This is a genomic window from Rhodococcus sp. IEGM 1381, from assembly GCF_030056795.1.
In the GTDB taxonomy this organism is placed as follows: Bacteria; Actinomycetota; Actinomycetes; order Mycobacteriales; family Mycobacteriaceae; genus Rhodococcoides.
The window spans coordinates 59,819-82,504 of sequence record NZ_JASHKQ010000018.1; the positions used below are offsets into that span (position 1 = coordinate 59,819).

The 22,686-nt window shown below is 64.9% G+C and carries 24 protein-coding genes; 10 read left to right on the forward strand and 14 right to left on the reverse strand.

What is annotated here, in order from left to right; translation table 11 throughout:
• Positions 1 to 3: 3 nt before the first annotated feature.
• The 3 genes from pepN to QM797_RS23545 all read right to left on the reverse strand — a co-directional run bounded on the left by pepN (position 4) and on the right by QM797_RS23545 (position 4,882).
• Positions 4 to 2,463: an aminopeptidase N gene (pepN, locus tag QM797_RS23535; protein ID WP_283278077.1), complete on the reverse strand. Its 2,460-nt coding sequence runs from the start codon at positions 2,461 to 2,463 to the stop codon at positions 4 to 6.
• 25 nt (positions 2,464 to 2,488) lie between these two features.
• The gene (locus QM797_RS23540; RefSeq protein WP_283278078.1) at positions 2,489 to 3,904 is read right to left on the reverse strand and encodes an HNH endonuclease signature motif containing protein; all 1,416 of its coding nucleotides are present in this window, start codon (positions 3,902 to 3,904) and stop codon (positions 2,489 to 2,491) included.
• Between the two features lie 69 nt (positions 3,905 to 3,973).
• Positions 3,974 to 4,882 (reverse strand): NAD(P)/FAD-dependent oxidoreductase, encoded by a 909-nt coding sequence (locus QM797_RS23545; RefSeq protein WP_283278079.1) that lies wholly within the window; start codon positions 4,880 to 4,882, stop codon positions 3,974 to 3,976.
• Between the two features lie 77 nt (positions 4,883 to 4,959).
• On the opposite strand from QM797_RS23545, the gene QM797_RS23550 reads away from it, so the two are divergent.
• The 3 genes from QM797_RS23550 (at position 4,960) to QM797_RS23560 (ending at position 6,378) form a co-directional block, all read left to right on the forward strand.
• Entirely contained in the window at positions 4,960 to 5,460 is a 501-nt protein-coding gene (locus QM797_RS23550) for a MarR family winged helix-turn-helix transcriptional regulator (RefSeq protein WP_283278107.1), read from the forward strand.
• 69 nt (positions 5,461 to 5,529) lie between these two features.
• Entirely contained in the window at positions 5,530 to 5,871 is a 342-nt protein-coding gene (locus QM797_RS23555) for a nitroreductase/quinone reductase family protein (protein ID WP_283278080.1), read from the forward strand.
• 126 nt (positions 5,872 to 5,997) lie between these two features.
• Positions 5,998 to 6,378 (forward strand): phage holin family protein, encoded by a 381-nt coding sequence (locus QM797_RS23560; RefSeq protein ID WP_032380413.1) that lies wholly within the window; start codon positions 5,998 to 6,000, stop codon positions 6,376 to 6,378.
• Here QM797_RS23560 and QM797_RS23565 read toward each other — a convergent pair.
• The 3 genes from QM797_RS23565 to QM797_RS23575 all read right to left on the reverse strand — a co-directional run bounded on the left by QM797_RS23565 (position 6,375) and on the right by QM797_RS23575 (position 9,557).
• Complete coding sequence (locus QM797_RS23565; protein ID WP_283278081.1) at positions 6,375 to 7,244, reverse strand: 1,4-dihydroxy-2-naphthoate polyprenyltransferase; 870 nt, start codon at positions 7,242 to 7,244, stop codon at positions 6,375 to 6,377. The two genes, QM797_RS23560 and QM797_RS23565, sit on opposite strands and share 4 nt — an antisense overlap.
• 47 nt (positions 7,245 to 7,291) lie before the next feature.
• On the reverse strand, positions 7,292 to 8,542 hold the full coding sequence (locus QM797_RS23570; RefSeq protein WP_283278082.1) for a DUF7159 family protein: 1,251 nt from the start codon (positions 8,540 to 8,542) through the stop codon (positions 7,292 to 7,294).
• 235 nt (positions 8,543 to 8,777) lie between these two features.
• Positions 8,778 to 9,557, reverse strand: a complete 780-nt coding sequence (locus tag QM797_RS23575; protein ID WP_283278083.1) for a PIG-L family deacetylase — start codon at positions 9,555 to 9,557, stop codon at positions 8,778 to 8,780.
• 62 nt (positions 9,558 to 9,619) lie between these two features.
• Here QM797_RS23575 and QM797_RS23580 point away from each other — a divergent pair, with 62 nt between their 5' ends.
• Entirely contained in the window at positions 9,620 to 11,296 is a 1,677-nt protein-coding gene (locus tag QM797_RS23580; RefSeq protein WP_283278084.1) for an alpha/beta hydrolase, read from the forward strand.
• Positions 11,297 to 11,356: 60 nt separating this feature from the next.
• Positions 11,357 to 11,662, forward strand: coding sequence for a nuclear transport factor 2 family protein (locus tag QM797_RS23585; RefSeq protein WP_283278085.1), 306 nt, complete (start codon positions 11,357 to 11,359; stop codon positions 11,660 to 11,662).
• A 128-nt stretch (positions 11,663 to 11,790) separates the two neighbouring features.
• On the opposite strand, the gene menE is transcribed toward QM797_RS23585, so the two are convergent.
• From menE to QM797_RS23610, 5 genes are read right to left on the reverse strand one after another with little or no spacing between them, the layout of a single operon-like run.
• A complete protein-coding gene (gene menE, locus QM797_RS23590) occupies positions 11,791 to 12,927 on the reverse strand; it encodes an o-succinylbenzoate--CoA ligase (protein ID WP_283278087.1) in 1,137 nt (378 codons plus the stop codon).
• 10 nt (positions 12,928 to 12,937) lie between these two features.
• A complete protein-coding gene (locus tag QM797_RS23595; RefSeq protein WP_283278088.1) occupies positions 12,938 to 13,252 on the reverse strand; it encodes a DUF3349 domain-containing protein in 315 nt (104 codons plus the stop codon).
• A gap of 4 nt (positions 13,253 to 13,256) precedes the next feature.
• Positions 13,257 to 13,586 carry a DUF3349 domain-containing protein gene (locus QM797_RS23600; protein ID WP_283278089.1) on the reverse strand — a complete coding sequence of 110 codons (330 nt, stop codon included), beginning with the start codon at positions 13,584 to 13,586 and terminating at the stop codon, positions 13,257 to 13,259.
• A gap of 24 nt (positions 13,587 to 13,610) precedes the next feature.
• Positions 13,611 to 13,898 (reverse strand): hypothetical protein, encoded by a 288-nt coding sequence (locus QM797_RS23605; RefSeq protein WP_283278091.1) that lies wholly within the window; start codon positions 13,896 to 13,898, stop codon positions 13,611 to 13,613.
• Positions 13,899 to 13,903: 5 nt separating this feature from the next.
• Positions 13,904 to 15,076 (reverse strand): inorganic phosphate transporter, encoded by a 1,173-nt coding sequence (locus QM797_RS23610; RefSeq protein WP_283278092.1) that lies wholly within the window; start codon positions 15,074 to 15,076, stop codon positions 13,904 to 13,906.
• 127 nt (positions 15,077 to 15,203) lie between these two features.
• On the opposite strand from QM797_RS23610, the gene QM797_RS23615 reads away from it, so the two are divergent.
• Together QM797_RS23615 and QM797_RS23620 are read left to right on the forward strand one after the other, a co-directional pair.
• Complete coding sequence (locus tag QM797_RS23615; protein WP_283278093.1) at positions 15,204 to 16,613, forward strand: hypothetical protein; 1,410 nt, start codon at positions 15,204 to 15,206, stop codon at positions 16,611 to 16,613.
• Between the two features lie 105 nt (positions 16,614 to 16,718).
• Complete coding sequence (locus QM797_RS23620) at positions 16,719 to 18,002, forward strand: sensor domain-containing phosphodiesterase (RefSeq protein ID WP_283278095.1); 1,284 nt, start codon at positions 16,719 to 16,721, stop codon at positions 18,000 to 18,002.
• On the opposite strand, the gene QM797_RS23625 is transcribed toward QM797_RS23620, so the two are convergent.
• The 3 genes from QM797_RS23625 to QM797_RS23635 are packed head-to-tail and all read right to left on the reverse strand — an operon-like array spanning position 17,999 to position 20,430.
• The gene (locus QM797_RS23625) at positions 17,999 to 18,379 is read right to left on the reverse strand and encodes a VOC family protein (protein ID WP_283278097.1); all 381 of its coding nucleotides are present in this window, start codon (positions 18,377 to 18,379) and stop codon (positions 17,999 to 18,001) included. The two genes, QM797_RS23620 and QM797_RS23625, sit on opposite strands and share 4 nt — an antisense overlap.
• A 46-nt stretch (positions 18,380 to 18,425) precedes the next feature.
• A complete protein-coding gene (locus QM797_RS23630; protein WP_283278099.1) occupies positions 18,426 to 19,529 on the reverse strand; it encodes a GGDEF domain-containing protein in 1,104 nt (367 codons plus the stop codon).
• Between the two features lie 7 nt (positions 19,530 to 19,536).
• Positions 19,537 to 20,430 (reverse strand): 1,4-dihydroxy-2-naphthoyl-CoA synthase, encoded by an 894-nt coding sequence (locus QM797_RS23635; protein WP_037171788.1) that lies wholly within the window; start codon positions 20,428 to 20,430, stop codon positions 19,537 to 19,539.
• 67 nt (positions 20,431 to 20,497) lie between these two features.
• On the opposite strand from QM797_RS23635, the gene QM797_RS23640 reads away from it, so the two are divergent.
• From QM797_RS23640 to QM797_RS23650, 3 genes are read left to right on the forward strand one after another with little or no spacing between them, the layout of a single operon-like run.
• Complete coding sequence (locus tag QM797_RS23640; protein ID WP_283278100.1) at positions 20,498 to 21,142, forward strand: PaaI family thioesterase; 645 nt, start codon at positions 20,498 to 20,500, stop codon at positions 21,140 to 21,142.
• Positions 21,139 to 22,110 (forward strand): o-succinylbenzoate synthase, encoded by a 972-nt coding sequence (locus QM797_RS23645; RefSeq protein ID WP_283278101.1) that lies wholly within the window; start codon positions 21,139 to 21,141, stop codon positions 22,108 to 22,110. Before QM797_RS23640 ends, QM797_RS23645 begins: the two co-directional genes overlap by 4 nt.
• A gap of 51 nt (positions 22,111 to 22,161) precedes the next feature.
• Positions 22,162 to 22,605: a DUF6918 family protein gene (locus QM797_RS23650; RefSeq protein WP_057475204.1), complete on the forward strand. Its 444-nt coding sequence runs from the start codon at positions 22,162 to 22,164 to the stop codon at positions 22,603 to 22,605.
• Positions 22,606 to 22,686: the final 81 nt, after the last annotated feature.

Sequence of the window (22,686 nt, forward strand, 5' to 3'; positions counted from 1 at the left end):
TCGTCACCCTAGCCGGGCCTGGACGCGCAGACTCCGGGCCAGGTGGTCTCGCTGCTCGATCACCAAGCGCCGAAGCGCAGCCGGTGCCCACTCGTGGTCAGCGAGCCACGCGTCTGCGGAGTCGGTCGACGACTGCTGCGGAAAGAGGCGAACGACGATTCGCCGTGCGATCTCGATACTGCGTGAGGTCCACAACGACGAGATGGACTCGAAGTATCGGTTGTCGTAGGGCGCAGTGAGGTCCGGTCGGTGACCCGCCCCGAAGCCGGTGATGAAGGCGTCGAGAACATCGTTCGAGATGTCCTCGCGTTCGGTGACAGCGGCCCACGCCCTCGCCTTGACGGCGGCGTCGGGAATGGCTGTCGACGCCGCGGTATGAGCGGTGCGCCCCGACGAGGTGTCGTCCGAGGCGAGTTCGCCATCGAGGTCGTGGGAGGTCGCGTCGCCGGTGGCGGCGAGTGCCAGCCAGAATGCCCAGCGGAGATCAGGATCGAGTCGCAGTCCCGTGATGGTGAGAGTGCCATCGAGCAGCGAGAGCAGATCCTCCGCGAGGAAGTCGTCCAGCTGCGCAGCCGATGCGACCGCGCGCGCCCACACCAACTGTGCGTCGCTCCCGGGTTCGCTCGACTGCAGTTGCCTCCACGACACATTCAACCATTGCCGGGTGGGCTCGTCCCGCCGATGGTCGGGAAGATAGTGCCCGAGAGTGAACGCCACGTTGGCCGTCACCGCGGAGAGAAGGCCGATCTTGGGCTCGTTGGGTGCGAATTTGGTTGCGACATCGATGTATTCGCGCGCAGAGAGCTCAGCGTCCCGGGTGGAATTCCACAGCGCGGACCACACGAGCCCTCGCGCGAGGGGGTCGACGATGCGATCGAGGTAGGCCTGCACGGTGGCATTGGAGCGCTCGTCGAATCGGATCTTGGCGTAGGTCAGATCGTCGTCGTTGAGCAGAACCAGCGCGGCATCTTCGAAGTCGACCGGTGTTCGCGCCTCGGTGATGTCGAGTTCCCGGCGGTGGGTTCTCGTCAGATTCCCGTCCTCGTTCAGATCGTAGAGTCCGACGGCGATGCGGTGCGGACGCGGATCCGTCTGTTCGATCGCATTACCCGTATAGGACAGTGTGGACACGCCGGTGGTCTGCAGCCACGCTGCCGCCCAGGTGTCGAGATCGCGCCCGCTTGCGGTGGACATCTCGCTCAACAGGTCCGTCAGAGTCGTGTTACCGAAGGCATGGGTGCGAAAGTAGTTGCGGGAGGAAGCAAAGAAGGCGTCGGCACCGACGAATGCCCCCAATTGCTTGAGCACACTCGCGCCCTTGGCGTAGGTGATGCCGTCGAAGTTGAGCTTGGCGGCCTCGAGATCGGTGATGTCGGCAACGATCGGATGAGTGGTGGGGAGTTGATCCTGCAGATAGGCCCACGCCTTTCGGCGGTTCGCGAAACTGACCCAGGCATCGGCGAATCGAGTGGCCTCGGCCGATGCGTACGCACCCATGTAGTCCGCGAACGACTCCTTGAGCCACAGATCGTCCCACCACTGCATCGTGACGAGGTCGCCGAACCACATGTGCGCCATCTCGTGCAAGATCGTGTTGGCACGGGCCTCGTACTGGGCTTCGGTTGCCGCCGAACGGAATACGTACGATTCCGTGAACGTGACGAGTCCGGGGTTCTCCATGGCACCGAGGTTGTACTCGGGTACGAAGATCTGGTCGTACTTACCGAACGGGTACGGATAGTCGAATTTGTCGTGGAAGAAGTCCAGGCCTCGCTTCGTAATGTCGAAGATGTCCTCGGCGTCGAAATGCTCGGCGAGTGAGGCTCGGCAATATGCGCCGAGAGGAACGGTCAGTTCGCCTCGCGTCCATGATGATTCGACGCCGTGATACGGGCCGGCCGCAACCGCGGTGATGTAGGTCGATATGGGCAGCGTCGGGGCGAACGTAGTGACTGTGTCGTCGGTGACCCCCGCGCGGTTGGACAAGACTGTCCATGCCGATGGTGCCGTGACCGTCAGCGTGAACGAGGCCTTGAGGTCCGGTTGCTCGAAGTTTGCGAACACCCGTCGAGCATCGGCCGGCTCGTACTGGGTGTAGAGGTAGACGCCGTTGTCTACGGGGTCGACGAAGCGGTGCAGTCCTTCACCCGACCTGCTGTATCGCCCGCGTGCACGTATCCGAACGATGTTGTGCTCGGTGAGTCCGACCAATTGGATGCGAGCGCCGTCGTAATCGACCTCAGAGTCGGTGCCGTTGACGGTGACCTCGTCGACAGCGGCACCGATGAAGTCGACCCATGTCGCTGCGGTGGTGGCGTCGAACTCGATGGTCGTGACCGTCTCGAAGGTATCGACATCCATGTCCTCGGCCCGCAGGAGATCCAGACAGACGAGATACTTCACCCCGTCGATGTGTCGCGATCGCCTGCGAGTTTCGGTCCGGGTCAGATTTGCGGTGCTCACCGAACCAACCCTAGGTGATTCACTTTCACAGGGCGGGCGGTGTGAAGTAGTGATTTCCGAGTGGATCGACGATATGTAGGACTCCTTCCGGGAGTAGTTCGGTGCGCCACAGCTTCCGAGTTTTGAGGTTGTGGTGGAGCCGGCAGCGCGGACCGATGTTCGTGAGGATCGTCCAGCCGCCTTTCTCGGGTTGTTGTCGGTCGAATTCGACGATGTGGTCGAGGTCGCATCGTTCCGAAGGCACGTTGCAGCCAGGATGGAGGCAGTACGGCTGTTCGGCACGAACTCGCGCCGAGAGAGCTCGACTGGGCGTGTAGCTCAGTGCGCCCGGAGGCGGGAGTTTCATGCCCCCGTGGCCGTCGGGGTACAAGGCGTGGACGCCGATGGGGTCGTCCCCGACGATGGCACGCCACCTTTCGATCAGCGTTCCTCCACCCGGCCGCGATCGCGTCGTTGTATCGGTGGCCGGCGTATCAGGGGCCGGCGTGTCGGACGCAGGAGGCTCGGGTGGCGGTGCGGCCGGTGGCATCGTGTCCGGAGCGGGACTCGAACTGTCGCTGGATGTTTCACCGGTTTCACCGGTTGCGTCGGAATTCGTGTTCGAGGGCTCGGTTGTCTCCGGACTCGGACCACCGATCTCGGGGGACTCGTGGGTATCAGGGGCCTCCGGATCCGTCACATCCTCGCGAGACACCTGGCACGTGGGGCACTCACACTGCAGTGCCTCGCCGCGCATCAATGCAGTTTGGGCATCGCCTCGCCGTTGGTCGTCCGAACGCGGATCCTCCGGGTGCAGGCGCGTGACCTCGGCGTCGATCCGCGAAAGCTGTTCGTCGGCTTCGCCGTCGGTCATCAGGGTGGTCAGGCTGGACAGTCCCCGTGCCCGGCGACGAAGGCGGATTCGCTTCTCGGTGCGGGCGGCATGCTTGCGCACAGCGCGGTCCCAGTCGGCGTCGGCCTCGATGAGCAGTCGGTCGATCTCGCGACCCAAGGTGCTCGGAGCCATCTCCCCGGCGGCTTTGAGAATTTCGGCCTCCAGGGCGACGACCGTCTCCGGCCGGGCGTGAAGCAGATGATCGTGGATCGTCCTGACTCGCTCCAGGTCGAGTGCACCGTCGATGAAACCTTGACGCACGAGAGGGCGCACTTGACGCCACATCTGCAGCTTGTTGTTCACGGCGGCGAAGGTGGACGACAGTGCTGCCGCCAGTTCGCAGATTGCCGAGCTGTACAGATCTTTCTCGGTCACCCCGGTGTCCCACGGCGATGCGCATGCCGTTCGATTCCGGACGTATTCGTCCATGAGAACAAGCTCGGAAGCGACAGCAGCGTTGATCGTCCGGCGCGCGCCCAGAACGTCGGCGAGCACGGAATGATCGTCCGTCGTCCACGCCTTTTTTCGTAGCCCCATGTCACCCCCCAGCGACCGAAGATCGAACACGCATTCGACCTCGTTGCCACAAGACTAAACCAAGGCACCGACACATTCCTCTGCCCTGGTGGAAGGACCTCAGAGTGCGCTGACGGCCCGAGTCACATCGAGTTCGAGGAGGTAGTGATTGATGGCGATCGCTGCCTTCGATCCTGCCGCTGCCGAATTGATCAGCTGGGCGGGAGAGTCCGAGACGTTCCCTGCAGTCCACAGGCCGTCGACGCTGGTGAGCCCGGTCGGGTCGGTAGCCACCCACCCGTTGTCGAGGCGGGAGCACCCGATCGGAGTCAGGAGCGTGTCGTTCGGGACGAATGTCGGGCCGACGAACACGACTGTTCGAGGAACGACGGTCCCGTCGGACAGCTCGATGCCGGCGACGCGACCATCCCGCACGACGACTCGGGCAACGGGCGCGTCGACGACGTCGACGGACCGAGCGTCGAGTCGGAGCCGTTCGTCGTGGCTCAGTTCGATGCCGTTGGTGAAGAAGACGACGTCCTCCGACCACTGTCGAATCAACGAAGCCTGATGGACCGTGAACGGTCGGTTGGACCCGCCGACAACGGCTATGGGCTGATCTCGTACCTCGTAGCCGTGACAGTACGGGCAGTGCAGAACCCCCGAACCCCACTGCTCCTGAACTCCAGGGATGTCGGGTAGTTCGTCGCGAAGCCCGGTGGCCACCAATACCGATCGCGAAGTCAGGACTGTGTCATCGCCGAGGTGGATCTCGAAGCCGTTCTCGATTCGAGTTACGTTGCCCTGCAGAATCTCTCCGTCATACCGGAGAACCTCCTGGCGTCCGGCCGCACGCAGGTCCCCAGGTGTGGAACCGTCGCGCGAGAGAAAGTTGTGGATATGGTCGGCAGGGGCGTTGCGCGGCTCTCCGGCGTCGACGACGATCACGCGACGACGGGCCCGCGCCAAAAGGGTTGCGGCACTGAGCCCGGCGGGTCCGCCGCCTACGACCACCGTGTCGTATGTCAAGAGAGCTCCTCGAAGTCGATGGGCTAAAGTGTGAACGTAACAGAACTGTCAACTGGTTTACAATATTGGTGGTGACGATGACCGATGCTTCGCTCCGTGAGCTGACCTGCGCACGGTGGACCGAGTCCAATTCAGAACTGGACACTTCACCGATGCAGGTGGTGGCCCAGATCAAACGCATCGTCGCGCTGCTCGATCTGGCCGTCGAACCGATATACGCCGCCGCCGATGTCTCCGTCGCCGAGGTGGAGTTGATGGTGCCCCTGCGTTACGCAGTCGAGCAGGTGACGGCAGTGCGGTTGGCAGAGTTGCTCGGCATGACACGCGCCGGGGTGAGCAAGGCACTCGGCAAACTCGAACGCCGCGGTTTCATCGACCGAGTGCCCAGCGCCGAAGATCGACGGTCTGCCTCGATCACCCTGACCGAGACGGGGAAAAAAGTTGTGGACGAGGTCTTTCCTCGCGAGCTCGACGCTCACGGACGACTGTTCGACGCATTGGGTGCACAACGGACGCGTGTTCTCGAGTCCCTGACCACTCTCGCCGAGTCGATGGAGGTCGGTCTGTCGTCGCAGTGAGCGCCCGTCGTCAAGCACGACGGCTACGCTCAGCACCAGGCGCGGGGAGCGAGCTCGGAGGCGGACACGATGAACACATTTCAGAAGTCGGCGGCAGCGTTCAACAAGATCTTCATGGTCGTGATGAAGGCACCCGTACTCGACAGGGTGCTCGGACGGACGATGGGCATTTTGACCTACACCGGCCGAAAGTCCGGCAAGAAGATCTCACTGCCGGTCGCGATCAGCCGGAAAGGTGACCATCTGAAAATCGGGGTTGCGATGCCGGACAAGAAGAACTGGTGGCGAAACTTCATGAACAACGGCGGGAGGGTCGACGTCGACCTCGGCGGTGTTCAGTATGCCGGCCTCGCAACGGCGACTCGAGACGACCGCGGACGAGTGTTCGTCGACGTCGCCTTGGATCACTGAGTCTGCAGAACGGAGTATGGAGCCTCGTCTGCACCGCGGCATTGTTCGCTCGATGAGCGGCGGTCGACGGTCCTGCTAGGTCGGACGCCGTAGCCGCCCAACGCTGCGAACCCTACGATGGCGGCCATGAACTTTCTGATTCGGCTCGTGATCAACGCTGTAGCCATTTGGGTCGCCAAGGAATTCGTCGACGGGATCACTGTCACCAGTTCGGGTCGCGGTGATGGGTGGGACATCGTGGTGCTGCTCGGTATCGCAGCCGTGCTCACGATCGTCAACGCGTTCATCAAGCCGATGGTGAAGCTGCTCTCGCTGCCGTTGCTGATCCTGACTCTCGGACTGTTCACCCTCGTGATCAATGCACTGATGCTGCTGTTGACGGGCTGGTTGTCTTCGCAGACCGGCTACGGCCTCGAGATCGTGGGGTTCGCCGCTGCGTTCTGGGGCGCGATCATCATCTCGATCGTGAACTTCCTGCTCGGCGCTTTCGTGCCCGACAAGCGTTAGGCGAAGGCCAACGCAACACCGGTGCTCGCTCCCCAGACGAGCATCGCCAAGCCCGAATCGCGTAGTGCGGGAATCAATTCGAACCCGTGTGCACCCTTTCGTACCGGGGAGTTCGCGCGAGCAGCGAAGGGGAGTGCCAGCAAGCCCACCAGTGCCCATGGAGTTCGGGCAATCAGAACCACTGTCATCGCGAACGGCACCGCCAGCAGTACGAGATGCAGGTAGCGAGTTCGGGTGTCACCCAATCGCACTGCAAGCGTGAGCTTTCCGGATTCGGTGTCGGTGGGGATGTCCCTCAGGTTGTTGGCGACGAGTACGGCGCTCGAGAACGATCCGACGGCTACCGCGGCCAACACTCCGGCCCAGTCTATCTGCTCTGCTTGCACGAACTGCGTGCCGAGAACCGCGACGAGTCCGAAGAACACGAATACTGCGACCTCGCCGAATCCGCTGTAGCCGTAAGGCTTCGAGCCGCCGGTGTAGTACCAGGCACCGGCTATGCAGACCAGTCCTACGATGACCAACCACCAGGCACTGGTCGCGGCCAACGCCAGTCCGGCTACGGCACCGACGGCGAAGCAGCCGATGGCGGCCCTTTTGACCGCGCCTGCGGAGGCCGCCTTGGAGCCGACCAGGCGCAAGGGCCCAACTCGATCGTCATCGGTACCGCGGATTCCGTCCGAGTAGTCGTTGGCGAAATTGACGCCGACGATCAGGGCCAGCGACACGATCAAGGCCAGCAGCGCCTTCCACCACACCCCGGCGTCCAGTGACACGGCTGCACCGGTCCCGACGAGGACGGGAGCGATCGCGTTCGGAAGTGTGCGCGGTCGCGCGCCTTCGATCCATTGCGCAGTGGTGGCCATGAGCGACGATCCTTCCGTATCCGTTCGACGGACGAGAACGCGGCCGGTCAGAACGGCAGACGCGGCAATACCGGCAGGGGAATGACGGGCATCTGGACGCCCGGAATCTGTGGCAGCGGCACGGTGGGTGCCGGCGCAGGTGCCGGCGGGTAATAGTGCGGCTGGTACTGCACGTAGGGTGCCGGATCTGCTGCAGGCGGCGGCGCGGAAGTCGTTGGAGGCGGCGGAGCGACGTCGGGGGCAGGCGCGATAGTCGAGGTCGTCGTAGTGCCGGCCGCAGGCGATGTGGTCTGCGAAACGCGCTCGCCCACGCTGGCGGGGGTACTCAGCGGTTGGTCTCCCTTGCCGGACCCGATGGCGGTGAACAGCCCGATGGCCGCGATGACCCCCGCGATCGGCAGCGCGATCATTCCCAGCCGCGTCAGTGCCGGTCGGTGTGAGACGAGGGGCGGCACCCGGGCCGCGTCCATGTGGGCGGCGTGCACAGCCGCTCCACCGGCGACCACCAGCTCCGGCCGATCCGGGACGATGACCGGCAGCTGTAGAAAGCGTTCCAGGGTGGCCCGGACCAGCGGAACATTCGACGTTCCACCGAAGGCGACGACGGCGTCGGGATAGAACTCGGCCTCGAGGCCGAGCTGGCGAACCGTCGCGGCGGCCTGCTCGGTGGAGCGCGCTATGGACAATTCGAAGATGTGCCGCTCGAGGAGAACGTGCTCGCCGTCGGGTGTGCTGGTGGTCTGGTGTGTGGAGAGCGCTTCTTTGATTCCTCGGCAGAAGGCCGTGAGTGCGCTCTCTTCGTCGGGAGACTGTGGCGGTCGCACGATGCCGAGGCCGAGGATGTGCTCGCGGACGATGGCGTCGAACGCGCTCCCACTGATGGCGGTGGTGCGCGTCGAACCGTAGGAGCGGCCGGATTCGACGTCCACGATGTCGATGCCCACGCCTGTGTCTCCGGCGTCGAACAATGCGATCGTTCGGTGGTGGGACGGCAGTCCGGGCCGCAGGTATTCCAGTGCCGCGCCGGTTTCGTCGATGAGGTGCACGTCGGAGACGTACTCCTCGGCCAGGGCTGCGGCAATCTGTGCCCGCTCCTCGGGGCTGCGGTGGGCGACGCCGAGGGATTGCGGTGCGTCGGGCCGATCGACGATGCCGCGGACCACACGCGCGACGTCCTCGGCGGAGGGGGAGAGCTGCCAGTCGTCGAACGGGGTGCCGTCGGTCCAGGTGCCGTCTTCGGTGGTCCGGGCCGTGCGGATGCCGCACGTGCCCAGCGACACACCCACGGACGAACGCATCGCTTCTCCGGCCTCTCCGATTCGATGACGGCGATCAGGTGTAAATTGCGCGCCCTCGAGACAGGCGACGAGGTCACTGTACCGTCTCACGGTTTGGTTAGGGTCTCAAAACAATCCAAACGTCAATTCGTAGGGCTCGGGCCCGAGGCCTACGATCTGAGGACAGTGCCCGACGACATCGCGTATCCCGAGACGACGCACCTCACGGCCGAAACGCGTCACCTGTCGTGTGGTGTCACAGTGGCAGCGAGGTCTCCGTCAGGCCGACGCCACCGGTACCCCGCATCCTTCTGAACCATTCGGTGCCGAAGGCGGAGGTGAGTTGTTCGATGGGCATCTGCAGAAACGGACCGAAATCGCCGACCTGAGTCTCGTGCGCTTCCATGGCGGCCCGCTTCGCCGCGATCACGCTCGACACGTCGACCACCGTAGTGATCTCGGTTTCCGGCAGTCCGAACGTCTCCATGTCCGGCGGTGACGCCTCCTCGCCCCAGTGGGGATTTGCCTCCATCAGGCGACGCATGTGATCGCGATTGGTCGTGGTCTCGTACACGTTCCGGGTCTCGGCGATCTCGGTCGCGCGCTTGCCGACCACGTGCACCTGAATGTGGTCGGGGTGGCCGTATCCACCGTTCGGGTCGTAGATGGTGACGACGTCGGCCTGCTCTTCGAGTAACACGTCGGCCAATCGCCCAGCCGCGGTGTCGACGTCGACGTTGCAGAAGGCCTCCGGGTTGGCATTTTCCGGAGTGCCCGCCATGCCGGAATCGGCGTAGTGCAACCGAACGACGCGGTCTACCCCGAGTACGGCCGCCGAACGATCCAATTCGATGCGTCGGCGCTCTGCCAATGTCTCTCCCTCGGTGAGGATTCCGTCCGGAAATTCTCCGAGGGCGCCGTCGGTTGCGGTGACGAGTACGACGCGATGGCCGGCATCGGCCGCCAGACGCATCACCCCGCCGGTGCCGAACACTTCGTCGTCGGGATGCGCGTGAAAGCAGACCAGAACACTCATGCGTTGAATGCTTGCACGTCGAAGTAGGTGCGGCCCAGTCGGCGGGCCAATACGATCGGCGGGTGACCACACAGCGGTCGGCCTCGATACGTTCGTATTGGCGGGATTCACGAGCGGATCGGTACTGCCGCGCATTGCATCCTGTCGGCATCTTCTTCGCGCTCGTGTTCTATGCGCTGTCGATGACTCCGTCCTTGCTGCCCCGTGTGTGGTACCTGCAGGCAGTGGCCACCGGAATCAGTGTCGCGATCGGGTACGGCGTGGGATGCCTCATTGCCTGGGTGGTCCGGCTCTGCGGAGTGTCACCGGACTGGCCGGAGCAGTGGCGTCGACGTGGGTGGTGGGCGTTGGCCGCGGCTGCGGTGGTGGTGATTCCGCTGTTCCTCATCCTCGGTTCGTGGTGGCAGCAGATCGTCCGCACGCTGGTCGGCGTGGAGGACCCCGGCAGACCGCTGTACATCGCGGTGTTGGTGCTCTCGTTGGTGGTGGCCGTGGCCGTGCTGGCTCTCGGCCGTCTGCTGCGGCGAGCAACCCGTGCGTTGACGCGATGGGGAAAGCAGTACGTACCGAGGCCGGTGGCGAGGATCGCCAGCGTGATCGTGGTTGCGCTGCTGGTGGTGTTCGCCGTCAACGGCGCTTTGATTCGCGGAATAGTGGCCGTTGCGGAGAAGTCGGCTTCGGCCGCCGATCGTGGTACCGACGAGGGCGTGGAACAGCCGAGCGCCGTACAGCTTTCCGGTTCGGACGCGTCGAACGAGCCGTGGGATTCGCTCGGTCAACAGGGGCGACGCTTCGTCGCGTCCGGGGCCACCTTGGACGAGATCAGCACATTCACCGGTAGGCCTGCGGTGCAACCGATTCGCGCGTACGCGGGTGTCGAGTCGGCAGAGACCATCGAGGGTGTCGCCGACCGAGTGGTCGCCGAGCTCGAGCGCACCGACGCGTTCTCGCGCGCGGTACTCGCCGTTGCCACCACCACGGGAACAGGCTGGGTCAACGAATCCGTCGCTCGCCCCTTGGAATACCTGTACGACGGAAATTCGGCGATTGCGTCGATGCAGTACTCGTTCCTACCGAGCCCGATGGCATTTCTGGCCGACCGTCAGACCCCGCAGGATGCCGGGCGAGCCCTCTTCGAGGCGATCTACGCGGTGTGGAGCGAACTTCCGCAAGATTCGCGACCCAAGTTGGTGCTGTTCGGCGAGAGCCTCGGTGCCTACGGTGGGCAGGATGCGTTCAGCGGTGCACAGGACATGATCGCGCGCATCGACGGTGCCCTGTGGGTCGGTAACCCGAACTTCACTCCTCAGTGGGCCCGTATCACCGGTGGACGCGACGTCGGTTCCCGCGAGATTCTGCCCGTCGTCGACGGCGGCGAACACGTCCGTTTCGCGGGGTCTTCCGGTGACCTCGACATCGGCGGGCCGTGGGAAGAGCCGCGAATCGTGTACTGGCAGCACGCATCCGACCCCATCGTGTGGTGGTCACCCGATCTGATTCTCGGCCGACCCGACTGGCTGAACGAACCGCGTGGCACCGACGTCGACCCGGGAGTGCAGTGGTTCCCGTTCGTCACGTTCTGGCAGTTGACGTTCGATCAGGTCTTCTCCACCGACGTCGACGACGGGCACGGCCACAGCTACGGAGCCGACGCGGTGCGCATGTGGGCCGACATCCTCGATCCGCCGGGATGGTCCGACGCCGACGTGGAGCGCCTGTACGAAAAAATGGCGGGTTGAGCTGACCCTGACACTGATCGAGCGCAAACGCGAGCGCGTTTGTGCGGGAGACTGTGACTCATGTCGCCCAACCATGATGGTTCACCCTGTGTAGGCACCGACCTGTCGACAGTTCTCGACCTCGAGCGAGAGCTGCAGACTGCGCACTGTCGACGCGACACAGACCGGCTGGCCGACCTGCTCGCCGAGGACTTCACCGAAGTGGGAGCCTCGGGCGCGGTGTGGGACAAGGCGTCGATCCTCGACCTACTGGGCAGCGAAGAGTCCGTGGAGATCGAGGTACTCGAACTGAGTGGACGAGCAATCGGTACGGATTTCATTCTTCTGCACTGGATTTCGCAAACATCGGCCATGAGGGCGCGCTGAACGTCGCTGTGGCGTCGCATCGAATCGGGATGGGAATTGGTGCACCATCAAGGCACGCCGCTGAGCTGATCGAGCGCAAACGCGAGCGCGTTTGCCGCCAACCGGGGGAGTGTCGAACAGCGGCCCGCTCAGCGCTTCCCCAGCACAGCCCGCAATTCTGCTCGATTCAGTTTTCCCGGGCCTCGGGTCGGCAGTGATTCGACCAGAAACAACTCCCGTGGCGCGGCCGTGATGTCCAACGACGATGCGACGTGAGAGCGCAACTCCGCCAACGTCACCGGCGCGGAGGCGACCACCGCGACCACCACTTTCTGGCCGAGGCGCTCGTCCGGCAATCCGACGACAGCGCACTCTCGGACGGCGGGATGCGTTGCCAGTGCCGCTTCGACGACCTGCGGTACGACGGTCAAGCCGCCCGTCGAGATCGCCTCGTCGAGTCGGCCGGTAATGCTCAGCACCCCGTCGACCATCGTTCCCGCGTCGTCAGTGCGGAACCAGCCCGGTTCGGCGAACGCCGGATGGTCTGGCAGGTTCCGGTATCCCGAGGCGAGAGTTCTGCCGCCCAACACCACTCTGCCGTCGTCGAAGCGCACCACCGTGTTGCGCAACGGAACTCCGTCGTACACACAGCCGCCGGCGGTCTCACTCATACCGTAGGTCCGTACCAGGCGGATCCCCGCAGCATGCGCCTTCTCCCGCAACGGAATCGGCGTGGCAGCTCCGCCGAGCAATACGGCGTCCAAAGATGCCAATGCACAAACGGCATCGGGGTTCTCGAATGCCTTCACCAACTGACCGGGAACCAGTGACGTGTAGCGCAGGGGACCCGACATCCGGCCCACCGACTCGATCAGGGCGACCGGGTCGAAACCGCGGCACACATCCATGATCACCGGCGACGTTCCGGCGAGAACGCTGCGCAGCAAGACCTGCATCCCGGCGATGTGGTGTGCGGGCAGCGCCAGCAGCCACGAACCAGGCCCGCCGAGTCGCTCCTCGGTCGCCGTCGCCGACGCGACCAGAGCGGCCGCAGACAGCATGGCGCCCTTGGGTATTCCCGTCGTGCCGGACGTTGCGACGACCAGTGCGACGCCGTCGTCGATAGGAGTGCCGGGTGCCAGGGCGTCGTGTAGGCGACCGATCTCGCGCGGATCGTCGGCGGGAACAGGAAGTAGGGCCGGTCCGTCACCGGCCAGCACACGGCTCAGCCGCGGCAGGATGTCTGCCGCGGCCGGTCCGGTCGGAATGGGAACGCTCTCGAGCACACGTGCGAGGTTAGTCCTCGCGGCGCAGCGTGAACGGGTCGGCCAGCGGCCAGCCACCAGCGGCGAGGTTCGCGCGTACCCGGTTGACGTCCTCTTCCCGGGGCATCTCGTTGGTGACCTTGGTGATGGTGACGGAAATACCTGCTTTGTCGGCGGGCAGCTGGCCGTCGGCGATGAGTGCATCCATCACCGACTGCACTTCGTCGTCGGACAGTCGCCGATTCAGAAGAGCAAGGAGGGGAACGTAATCCGCGGCGGGTACCCCGTCGGGATACCCGCCGCGAAGCCACCCGACGATCGAGTGGAGAAACGACGGGACCGACATGGACTTACAGGGCCGCCGGATCCGCGAGCGGCCAACCACCGGCTGCCAGACGAGCGGAGACGCGAGAGATGTCCTCGGCCGTCGGCTCGGCGTCGATCTGTTCGCGGATGTAGGTCGCGATCTCGTCGTGCGAGATGACACCGTCGTCGAGTGCGCCGTTGGCGGGAGAGACCAGTTCGAGAACGATCTCCTGCACCTGAACGTCGGTGAGTGCGGCACGGCGCAAAAGGGCAACGAGTGGGAAGCGGTCCTTGGGCGGCACGCCCTCGGGGTATCCGGCTCGGAGCCATTCGAGCACCGAGGCCGGAAATGCGGTCTTGGTCGAGTCGGTCATGGGAGCTACACCCTTTCGGAGGTGTCAGAAGACGGAGATGCCGAATGTGCTGTCGAGGAAATTCTTCATGATGAAGAGGATTCCGGCCACGATCGCGACGACAACTACTGCGAAACAGAGGACGGCCGCGGCAGTGGCGACTGCCGGCCGGGCCACCCGGGTGGTGCCTTCGGCGGTGGCCTCGTCCGAGGGCTCACCGACCGAGAGTGCCTTGAGTCCGAACGCGAAGATCGCAGGCAGGCCTGCGCCGAGCAGCAGTCCCACGATAACGACCTGCCAGAGCGAATCGAGCGTGTGCTTGAGAGTGTCCATGGGGTTCAGACCTTCGCGGGAGAGTCGGAGTCGGTGGAGGCCGGCACGAGGCCGCCGTCCCAGTCCGCGTTGACGTTGCCCGGGTCGATGGGCTCACGGCGCGAGCGGATGTACATGACGGTGGCGAGCGCGACGAGGATGGCGAAGACCACGAGGACGCCGGGCAATCCGCCGATGGTATCGGCGAGCAGCCAGCACGCGGCGCCGACCACTCCGGCGAGGGGCAGGGTGATGACCCAGGCGACGGCCATGCGGCCCGCGACGTTCCAGCGCACTGCTGCGCCGGGTTTGCCGACTCCTGATCCGAGGATGGAGCCGGTGGCAACCTGGGTGGTCGAGAGCGGGAGGCCGAGGTGGCTCGACGTCAGAATGATTGCAGCCGAGGAGGATTCGGCGGCCATGCCCTGCGGAGATGCGATCTCGACCAGGCCCTTGCCCAGGGTGCGGATGACGCGCCAGCCGCCGAGGTAGGTGCCCAACGCGATGGCGAGCGCACATGTGACCTTGACCCACAGGGGCATTTCGGCGTCGGGTGAGACGGTGCCGTAGGCGACGAGCGCCAGGAAGATCACGCCCATCGTCTTCTGGGCGTCGTTGGTGCCGTGTGCGAGCGAGACGAGCGAGGCCGAACCGATCTGGCCCCAGCGGAATCCGCGCTCCTTCGACTTCTCGGGAACTGCGTTGGTGATGCGGTAGATGATCCAGGTGCCGACGGTGGCCACGAGGCCGGCGACGATGGGGGCCAGCACGGCGGGCAACACGATCTTGCTCCACACCCCGTCCCACACGACGCCGCTGGTTCCCAGGCCCGCCATGGTGGCACCGATGAGGCCGCCGAACAGTGCGTGCGAGCTGCTCGACGGGATGCCGAGCAGCCAGGTGGCGAGGTTCCAGAGGATGCCGCCGACGAGGCCGGCGAAGATGATGGTCAGCAGGGCCTGGCCGCCGGTGTCGCCGAGATTGACGATGCCCTTCGCGACGGTGGCTGCGACCTCTACGGACAGGAAGGCGCCGACCAGATTGAGGACGGCAGACAGGGTGACCGCAACCTTGGGCTTGAGTGCCCCCGTTGCGATCGACGTCGCCATGGCATTGGCGGTGTCGTGGAAACCGTTGGTGAAGTCGAAGGCCAATGCCGTTACGACCACCACGAGAAGTACGAGAAATTCAGCGCTCACGGTGCAAAGTGTGGGACATGAACGCTGTTTCGTGGAAATTTCTTGCGAAGTGTTCGTCTTGGGTGGTCGAAAGTCGTGTTGCGTTCATCTCCAGTTCACCTTTTTGCCGTATATGTCCAGTTCTCCAGTGGCGTGGCGCACGGTGGTCGTCGCCCCGGATCGTATTGCTGTGGAACAGTGGAACACCGTGAAGGGATCGGGCATGGACGACGCGGTCTCGGCCGCTCTGTCGTATTTCGATTCCGTCGATCCCGCGCTCGCTGCCGATGCGCGTCTGGGGTGGGACGGTCTGGTCGGCGTGTCTCCGCCGGCAGGCCCCACTCAGCATTCGGTGCAGTGTTTCCTCTGGGTCTATCTGCGGCACGCCGCGGAGGGTCCCGATCGTGGCGTCGACATCGCTCGCGCGCTCGGCGAGTTGCTCGACCGCCTCGGCCGCGTCGGATATGCGGATATCGCGCGCAGCGCGGTCACCGAGGAGCTCGTGCGAACACTCGACGACGCGGCCTGGTTGCAGAAATACCGCGCCGCCGCCGAGCAGTCGGGCATCGGTGCCCTCGACACCGAACTGGTCACCTGGCAGGACGCCCCTACCGGCATCGAGCGGGTCATCGTCGAAAAGATCGGCGAGACACTGGAAGTGGCGACCATCGCCGGCGAGTTCGAACCTTCGAAGCCGGGTGGTAAACCTCTCGGTGCCAATGCGCGGGCCATGCGGCTACGCGGCGTCACCGATGCGGTGTTGACCTCCGATCGTGGGAGGGACCAGTCCGAGGCAATTCTGCTGGAACAACTGCTCGATCACCGCATCGAACTCTGGAGTGGTTACAGCGCACCGCGGGCAGAGCTTTATCTTGGATTGCGCGACGCGCTGCACGATGCCGTCGAGCCGATGTACGGCTGTGTGCGCAGGCTGGAGAGCTTCATCTCGTGCATCGGCGACGGCGTTGCTCTCACCGATGCCGGGTACCTGCCGGACGAGTTGGTGGCGAGTATCGCGAACACCGTTTTTCCTCCGGCCGAGCGTCCCTCTCATGTCGGTCGCGAACTCGACACCGAAAAGATTCTCGTGCTCCGACGCCTGCTCATGAGGGTGCGTCTGCTGCGACGTTCTGCCGGGCGGTTGGTGCCCACTGCCCGCACCCGGCAGCTCAGCTCGGACGGGCTGTGGCGCGTGCTCACCGGCGGCATCGTCGGCACTGCATATCACCCGGACACCATCGCGGCGGAGGTGATTCTTGCGCGCATGATCGTCGGTCACGATGTCGCCGATGTGGAGACGAGCGCCGACGACCTGACGCGACTGTTACGCGCCGAAGGATGGACCCACGCAGGCGAGGCTCCGGCTCCCGAGCATGCCGAGCCGCTGGCCATGGCCTTGGTTGCCGAGCTGAGCGCGCTCGGAGCATTCGAGTTGTCGGAGCAAGATCGCACGTCCGGGTCGCGGGCTGACGGATTCGTTGCGACCGACGAAGGCAAGCGGCTTGCCGCTGCGGTGCTGCGGCACCGGCTACTCCACACGCGCTATCCGTCGTTGTGACCACTCCGAGTTGGGCTATCGGTCGAATCTGCCGATCTTGCACGGTTAAGCTCACCTGGATCCGGTTCCAGAACGGGCCCGGTCGTCTTGGGTGAGGAGATGCCGGTGGACGGTGAGGTCGCGGACACCGCGCGCTCCCAGTCTCGCCGACAGAGCGACTCCGCTCGTCGATATCTCGATGTCGAGGCAACCACGCCAGCGCTGCGGTCGACGGTCGAATTCGCCGCTCGCAGCGTCGGATTCGCCATCGCCCAGCTCAACGTTCTCGACGAAGACACTCAGTACACGCTGGTCAACGTCGGCGGGCCGCCGGTGTCCACCGTCGAGCGAGCCGACACGCTGTGCGACGACGTGGTGCGCACCGGGGAGCCCGCAGTCGTAGCGCACGGACGCGTGCACGCCACCACCCGGCAGCGCGCCATCCTCGACGACAACGGCATCGCGTCGTACGCCTCCGTTCCGTTGCGCGGTCGAGAAGGTCTGGTCATCGGCACCCTGTGCCTGCTCGATCGCACGCCGCGATCCCTCTCGGGTGAGCAGATGCAGGAACTCGAACAGTTCGCGTCGGTACTCGAGGAGCAACTCGATCTGCATCGCCGCGTCGGATCCGGCGTCATCCGTCTGGGCAGTGACAACGACATCGCCGACTCCATCGCCGACGGTCACATCGTGCCCTGGTTCCAGTCGATCGTGGATCTGCGGACCGAAGAAATCGTCGGCTTCGAGGCGCTGGCGCGTTGGCACCACCCCACCCGCGGGATGGTGGTACCAGCGGACTTCGTCCCGTTCGCCGAGGCCAGCGAACTGATCATCGACGTAGACCTCAGTGTGCTCACCCAGGCCGCGGCCGAGATGAAGAAGTGGCACGTCCACCGTCCCGACCTTCGACTGACGGTCAACATTTCCGGACGCCACCTCGCCCACCCCGACGGCGTCAGCCACCTCGAACGCGCCATCGTATCGTCCGGGGTGTCCCCGTCGTCCATCTCGCTCGAGCTCACCGAAACCACCGCCGTGACACCGGGGCCGCTGCTGCGCAGGCACATCGACGACGTGCATCGGCTGGGCTTCCGGGTGTTGCTCGACGATTTCGGTTCGGGCTGGTCCTCGCTCGAACGGTTGGTGACATTGCAGCCCGACGGCATCAAGATCGACGGTCACCTGACGCGGTTCGTCGATACCGTCGCTGGGCGGGCGATGATCAGGTCGCTGGCCGGAGTCGCGAAGGACCTCGATCTGACGATGATCGTCGAAGGCATCGAGAGCCGCGAACAGGCCGACGCTGCACTCGAGCTCGGGTGCACTCTGGCACAGGGGTATCTGTGGTCGCGGCCGCAGTCGGCACAGTCGGTACTGCGCACGATCGCCGACAGCGCCCGCAGTAGTTAGCGGTTGTCCCGTCGGAGCGGGTGATCCTGCGGGATCTGCACCAGCACGACCGGAATCCCGTCCGGGTCCTCGATCCACATCTCGATCAGGCCCCACGGCTCGGTTCGCGCCTCGCGCACGATCGGAATCCCAGCCGATTCCAATTCCCTGGTTGCCGAATCGATGTCGCGTACCTGCAGCCACAGCGCGCCGGCGAACGTTCCTGGCTCGTCGCCGCGATGATGCGACGCGATCTCGAGCAAACCCTGGCCCACGAACAACACCGTGCCGCCGGGATACTCCCGAAACACGGCAAGGGAAAGGCCGTCGCGATAGAACTCGAGGGTCTTCATGTAGTCGGCCGGGCGCAGAATTGTCCGGGAAGCGAGGATGTCCACCCCGCATGGATACCACGCCCACTTACGGTCGTTCCGCGGGTTCGACCTACAGCACGCTCTTGATCACTCGATCGCCGCCCGCAGCTTTGGCCTCGTACATCATCGAGTCCGCCACCCGTGTTGCGCGGGTGACGATGTCGACGTCCTGATCCCACAGCGCCGAATCCCAGTACACGATGGCTGCCCCGATGCTGACGGTCACCGAGACGGAGTCGGCCGAATCACGTAGGGCTCGGCGCACTCCGTGGATCAGCGCGTCGATATGCAATCGGGACGTCGACACCACGGCGAGGTACTCCTCACCGCCGGTGCGGGCGAGCACCCCGTACTCGCCGAGGTGGGATCCGAGCCGCTCGGCGACGCGCACGATGACTGCGTCACCTTCCTCGTGCCCGTAGCGGTCGTTGATGGATTTGAAGCGGTCGATATCCACCACCAGCACCGCCACGCATCGGTCCTGGTCCCGCCCGAGCAGCCACACGTCGTCCACGTCCGCGTCGAGTCCGCGCCGATTGAGCAGCCCGGTGAGTGGATCGAGAAACGAACTTCGAGCGTCCTCGGTCAGGACGGTCACCAGCAGGTGCGAGGTCAGCGGAACCCCGGCAATCGCCAACAGCACCACGTTGGTCCGGAAGATCAACGATGCGATGTCCACGTCGGCGCCGCCGTGGGTCGCCACTGCGGCCGCGACAGTGCACGCCACTGCGAAGAACAAATGGGCCACCAGCCAGCGCGGGCTGAGGAAGAACGTGCAGAAGGTGCCGATCACAGCGAACAGTGCGCACGTGAGAATCGCGTCCGCGATCGGGTTGATCAAAAGCGCGGATGCCGTGCCCAGGTCGGCGAATACGGCAAATGCCACCACCCCGAATCGGCCGGGGAACGGTCTGGTGATCCACGCGGCTGCGACCACCACGACCATGACGAGCATGACGGCTTTCCAGCCGATCGCGACGATGCTCCGCGAGGTGTCGACGGAAAAGAGGGACACCACCGCGAGAGCGCCGTAGTTCAGTGTCAGGACGGCCATCACCCATCGGATGAGTCGACCTGTGGGGCGCGAGTTCTGAAAATCCGCCATCCAGGCGTAATCGAACGGCTGCAGAAACCACCGGACGAGTGCGTTCCGCGAGCCGCCTGGGGAGTTCACGAGCGGGTCAGAAATATCGAGGGAACGGCGACCAGTCGGGCTCGCGCTTGTCCAGGAAAGCGTCGCGCCCCTCCACGGCCTCGTCCGTCATGTATGCCAGGCGAGTCGCTTCACCGGCGAACAACTGCTGGCCCACCAGGCCGTCGTCCTGCAGGTTGAACGCGTACTTGAGCATCCGTTGCGCCTGTGGAGACTTCGCGTTGATCTTCGCTGCCCATTCGATGGCCGTGTTCTCGAGCTCGGCGTGATCGACCACCTTGTTCACTGCGCCCATCCGGTGCATCTCCTCGGCCGAGTACGTCTCGCCGAGGAAAAATATCTCTCGGGCGAACTTCTGGCCGACCATCTTGGCCAGGTACGCGCTGCCGTAGCCACCGTCGAAGCTGCCGACGTCGGCGTCGGTCTGCTTGAACCGAGCATGCTCGCGGCTCGCCAACGTCAGGTCGCACACCACGTGCAGGCTGTGGCCTCCGCCCGCGGCCCAGCCGTTGACCAGACAGATGACGACCTTGGGCATGAATCTGATCAACCGCTGCACTTCCAGAATGTGCAGCCGTCCCGCGCGAGCCTTGTCGACGGTCTCGGCCGTTTCACCGTCCGCATACTGGTAGCCACTTCGTCCACGAATGCGCTGATCGCCGCCGGAGCAGAAGGCCCAGCCGCCGTCCTTGCTGCTCGGCCCGTTTCCGGTGAGGAGCACCGTACCCACGTCGGAGCTCACCCGCGCGTGCTCGAGTGCGCGGTAGAGCTCGTCGACAGTGTGCGGCCGAAACGCGTTGCGAATCTCGGGACGATCGAACGCAACTCGCACGGTCGCGTCGGACACGTGCCGGTGATAGGTGATGTCGGTCAGATCTTCGAAACCGGGAACGGGGAGCCACAGCTCGGGAGTGAAGGTCACGGGCGTCAGCTTAACGGTGGTCGGGGTTGCATCCGTGCCGACCGGTCGGTGCAGCTAGCGTGCAGTTATGACCGACCCGATCGAGCTCGACCGCGATTCCGACCCCGATTACGACCATCATGGCGGCTTCCCGCGTTTCGTTCCGGCGAAGGTGGGGCCGGAGTACGGGCAGCTGCTCGAGGCCTTGCGGACGGTGCAGGACCTCGCGGTGTCCACCTCGCTGCCTGCGGAGGTCACCGAGGCAGCCGCAGGCAAGGCCCGAGAATTGATCGAGCTGTTGACGCCGCACGTGGTGGCCGAGGGACGTCAGACGGCCGGGCGAGTTCCGCGTCTGCCGGGCCGAGGCTCGCTGTTGCTGATGCCCTGGATCATCGAGAAGATCGACGCCGACGGCGTCCGCAGCCGGGGCATGTTCCGGCGCTTCCATCTCGGGGGTAACTCCGCCGCGCACGGCGGCACGCTGCCGCTGCTGTTCGACGACCTCTTCGGCCTGATCCAACATGCCTACGGCAGGCCCATCAGCCGGACGGCGTACCTGCACATCAACTACCGCAAGGTGACGCCGCTGAACACCGAGCTGGTCGTCGAGGGTGCGGTGGACAGGGTGGAAGGACGTAAGACGTTCATCAACGCTCGGCTCACGGATCTGGACGGCAACCTGTTGGCCGACTGTGAGGCGTTGATGGTGCAGTTGCTCCCGGGGCAGCAATGATCCCGGCGGTCGACGACCTGCTCGACGGTGCCCACGTGCTCTCGATGCCGATGCGGACGAAGTTCCGCGGCATCACCACCCGTGAGGTGATGTTGATTCACGGGCCAGCCGGGTGGGGTGAGTTCTCGCCGTTCACCGAGTACGAAGACGGCGAATCGGCTCCGTGGTTGGCGTCGGCGATCGAGGCCGCGTGGGAGGGCCCGCCGAGCCCGCTGCGTCGACGCGTCCCGGTGAACGCGACGGTTCCTGCGGTACCTGCCTCCGACGTGGCGTCGGTGCTGAGTCGGTCTCCCGGGGCCGAGACGGCGAAGGTGAAGGTGGCCGAGAAGGGGCAGAGCCTGGCCGACGACGTTGCACGCGTCCGCGCGGTTCGCGAGCTGGTGCCGCGGGTCCGAATCGACGCCAACGGCGGCTGGACCGTCGACGAGGCGGTGACGGCGCTGGCGGCCCTGACCGCCGACGGGCCGCTCGAGTACGCCGAGCAACCGTGCGCCACCGTGCCCGAGTTGGTCGAACTGCGGCGTCGGATGCCGGGGATACGGGTGGCCGCCGACGAAAGCATCCGCCGAGCCGAGGACCCGATGAGGGTCGTGCGGGCAGGCGGAGCCGACATCGCGGTAGTGAAGGTCGCTCCGCTGGGCGGGATGCGGGCGGTGCTCGAACTGGCCGGCGAGTTGGCGGAGTACGGCGTGCCGGTGGTGGTGTCGAGTGCGCTCGATTCTGCAGTCGGCATAGCCTCCGGGCTCGCCGCAGCCGCAGCGCTGCCGCATCTGGAATTCGCGTGCGGATTGGGGACGGGCAGCCTGTTCGTCCGTGACGTCGCCCCGGCACTGGACGTGGTCGACGGAACGTATCCGGTCCGGAGCGCCGAACCGGATGCGCAGGCCCTGATCGAACTCGGTGCCGACGCCGAGCGCACGCAGTGGTGGATCGATCGAGTTCGGCGCTGCCACGCCCTTCTGCGGTAGTCTTGCGCCCGGTCCGCGTGGGGCCGCTACACATCTGGGAGGAACTTCGAAGTGGTTGCTGCACTCAAGGATTCGCTGCTCGACGAGTCGAAGGCCGACGCGCTGCGCGTCGATGTCCTGGCTCTGATCGACGCCGAGGTTGCCGACAAGAAGGGCGCGAGTGGACTCGCGGTCAAGGGGGGATACGGCGCAGTGAAGAAGGTCGGGCCGTCGTACATCGACAGCGCGGTCTCTGCCCTGTGGCCCGATTTCGTGGACAAGCTCGACCCGTTCTGGCAGTCGTACAACGCTGCCCCACAGGGCACGTTCGGTCAGTATCTCGCCGCCAATGGCGACGCCGCGTCCGACGCATTGCTCTCGGTGACCGATGCGCGCATCGAGGAAACCGACAAGTCCGTCGTCAAGAAGTTCTACGGCAGCCTGCGTGGCTCGGCGAAGAAGAACGTCACCGAGGCACTGCCTCGGGTGGGTGACCTGGTCGCCAAGCACGCCTGAGCGGCTTCGCCGCATGTGAGTGGAAATTCGTGACGGGTTCACGTGGTCGTCGCAACGAGCAGTCGTTTGTTGTACTCCTCG

Coding starts and splice junctions, on each gene's coding strand:
- QM797_RS23555 (WP_283278080.1), top strand. CDS start 5,530: ATGAACACATTTCAGAAGTCGGCGGCAGCGTTCAACAAGATCTTCATG.
- QM797_RS23550 (WP_283278107.1), top strand. CDS start 4,960: ATGACCGATGCTTCGCTCCGTGAGCTGACCTGCGCACGGTGGACCGAG.
- QM797_RS23585 (WP_283278085.1), top strand. CDS start 11,357: ATGTCGCCCAACCATGATGGTTCACCCTGTGTAGGCACCGACCTGTCG.
- QM797_RS23570 (WP_283278082.1), bottom strand. CDS start 8,542: ATGCGTTCGTCCGTGGGTGTGTCGCTGGGCACGTGCGGCATCCGCACG.
- QM797_RS23595 (WP_283278088.1), bottom strand. CDS start 13,252: ATGTCGGTCCCGTCGTTTCTCCACTCGATCGTCGGGTGGCTTCGCGGC.
- QM797_RS23575 (WP_283278083.1), bottom strand. CDS start 9,557: ATGAGTGTTCTGGTCTGCTTTCACGCGCATCCCGACGACGAAGTGTTC.
- QM797_RS23645 (WP_283278101.1), top strand. CDS start 21,139: ATGATCCCGGCGGTCGACGACCTGCTCGACGGTGCCCACGTGCTCTCG.
- QM797_RS23600 (WP_283278089.1), bottom strand. CDS start 13,586: ATGACCGACTCGACCAAGACCGCATTTCCGGCCTCGGTGCTCGAATGG.
- QM797_RS23565 (WP_283278081.1), bottom strand. CDS start 7,244: ATGGCCACCACTGCGCAATGGATCGAAGGCGCGCGACCGCGCACACTT.
- QM797_RS23640 (WP_283278100.1), top strand. CDS start 20,498: ATGACCGACCCGATCGAGCTCGACCGCGATTCCGACCCCGATTACGAC.
- QM797_RS23560 (WP_032380413.1), top strand. CDS start 5,998: ATGAACTTTCTGATTCGGCTCGTGATCAACGCTGTAGCCATTTGGGTC.
- QM797_RS23605 (WP_283278091.1), bottom strand. CDS start 13,898: ATGGACACTCTCAAGCACACGCTCGATTCGCTCTGGCAGGTCGTTATC.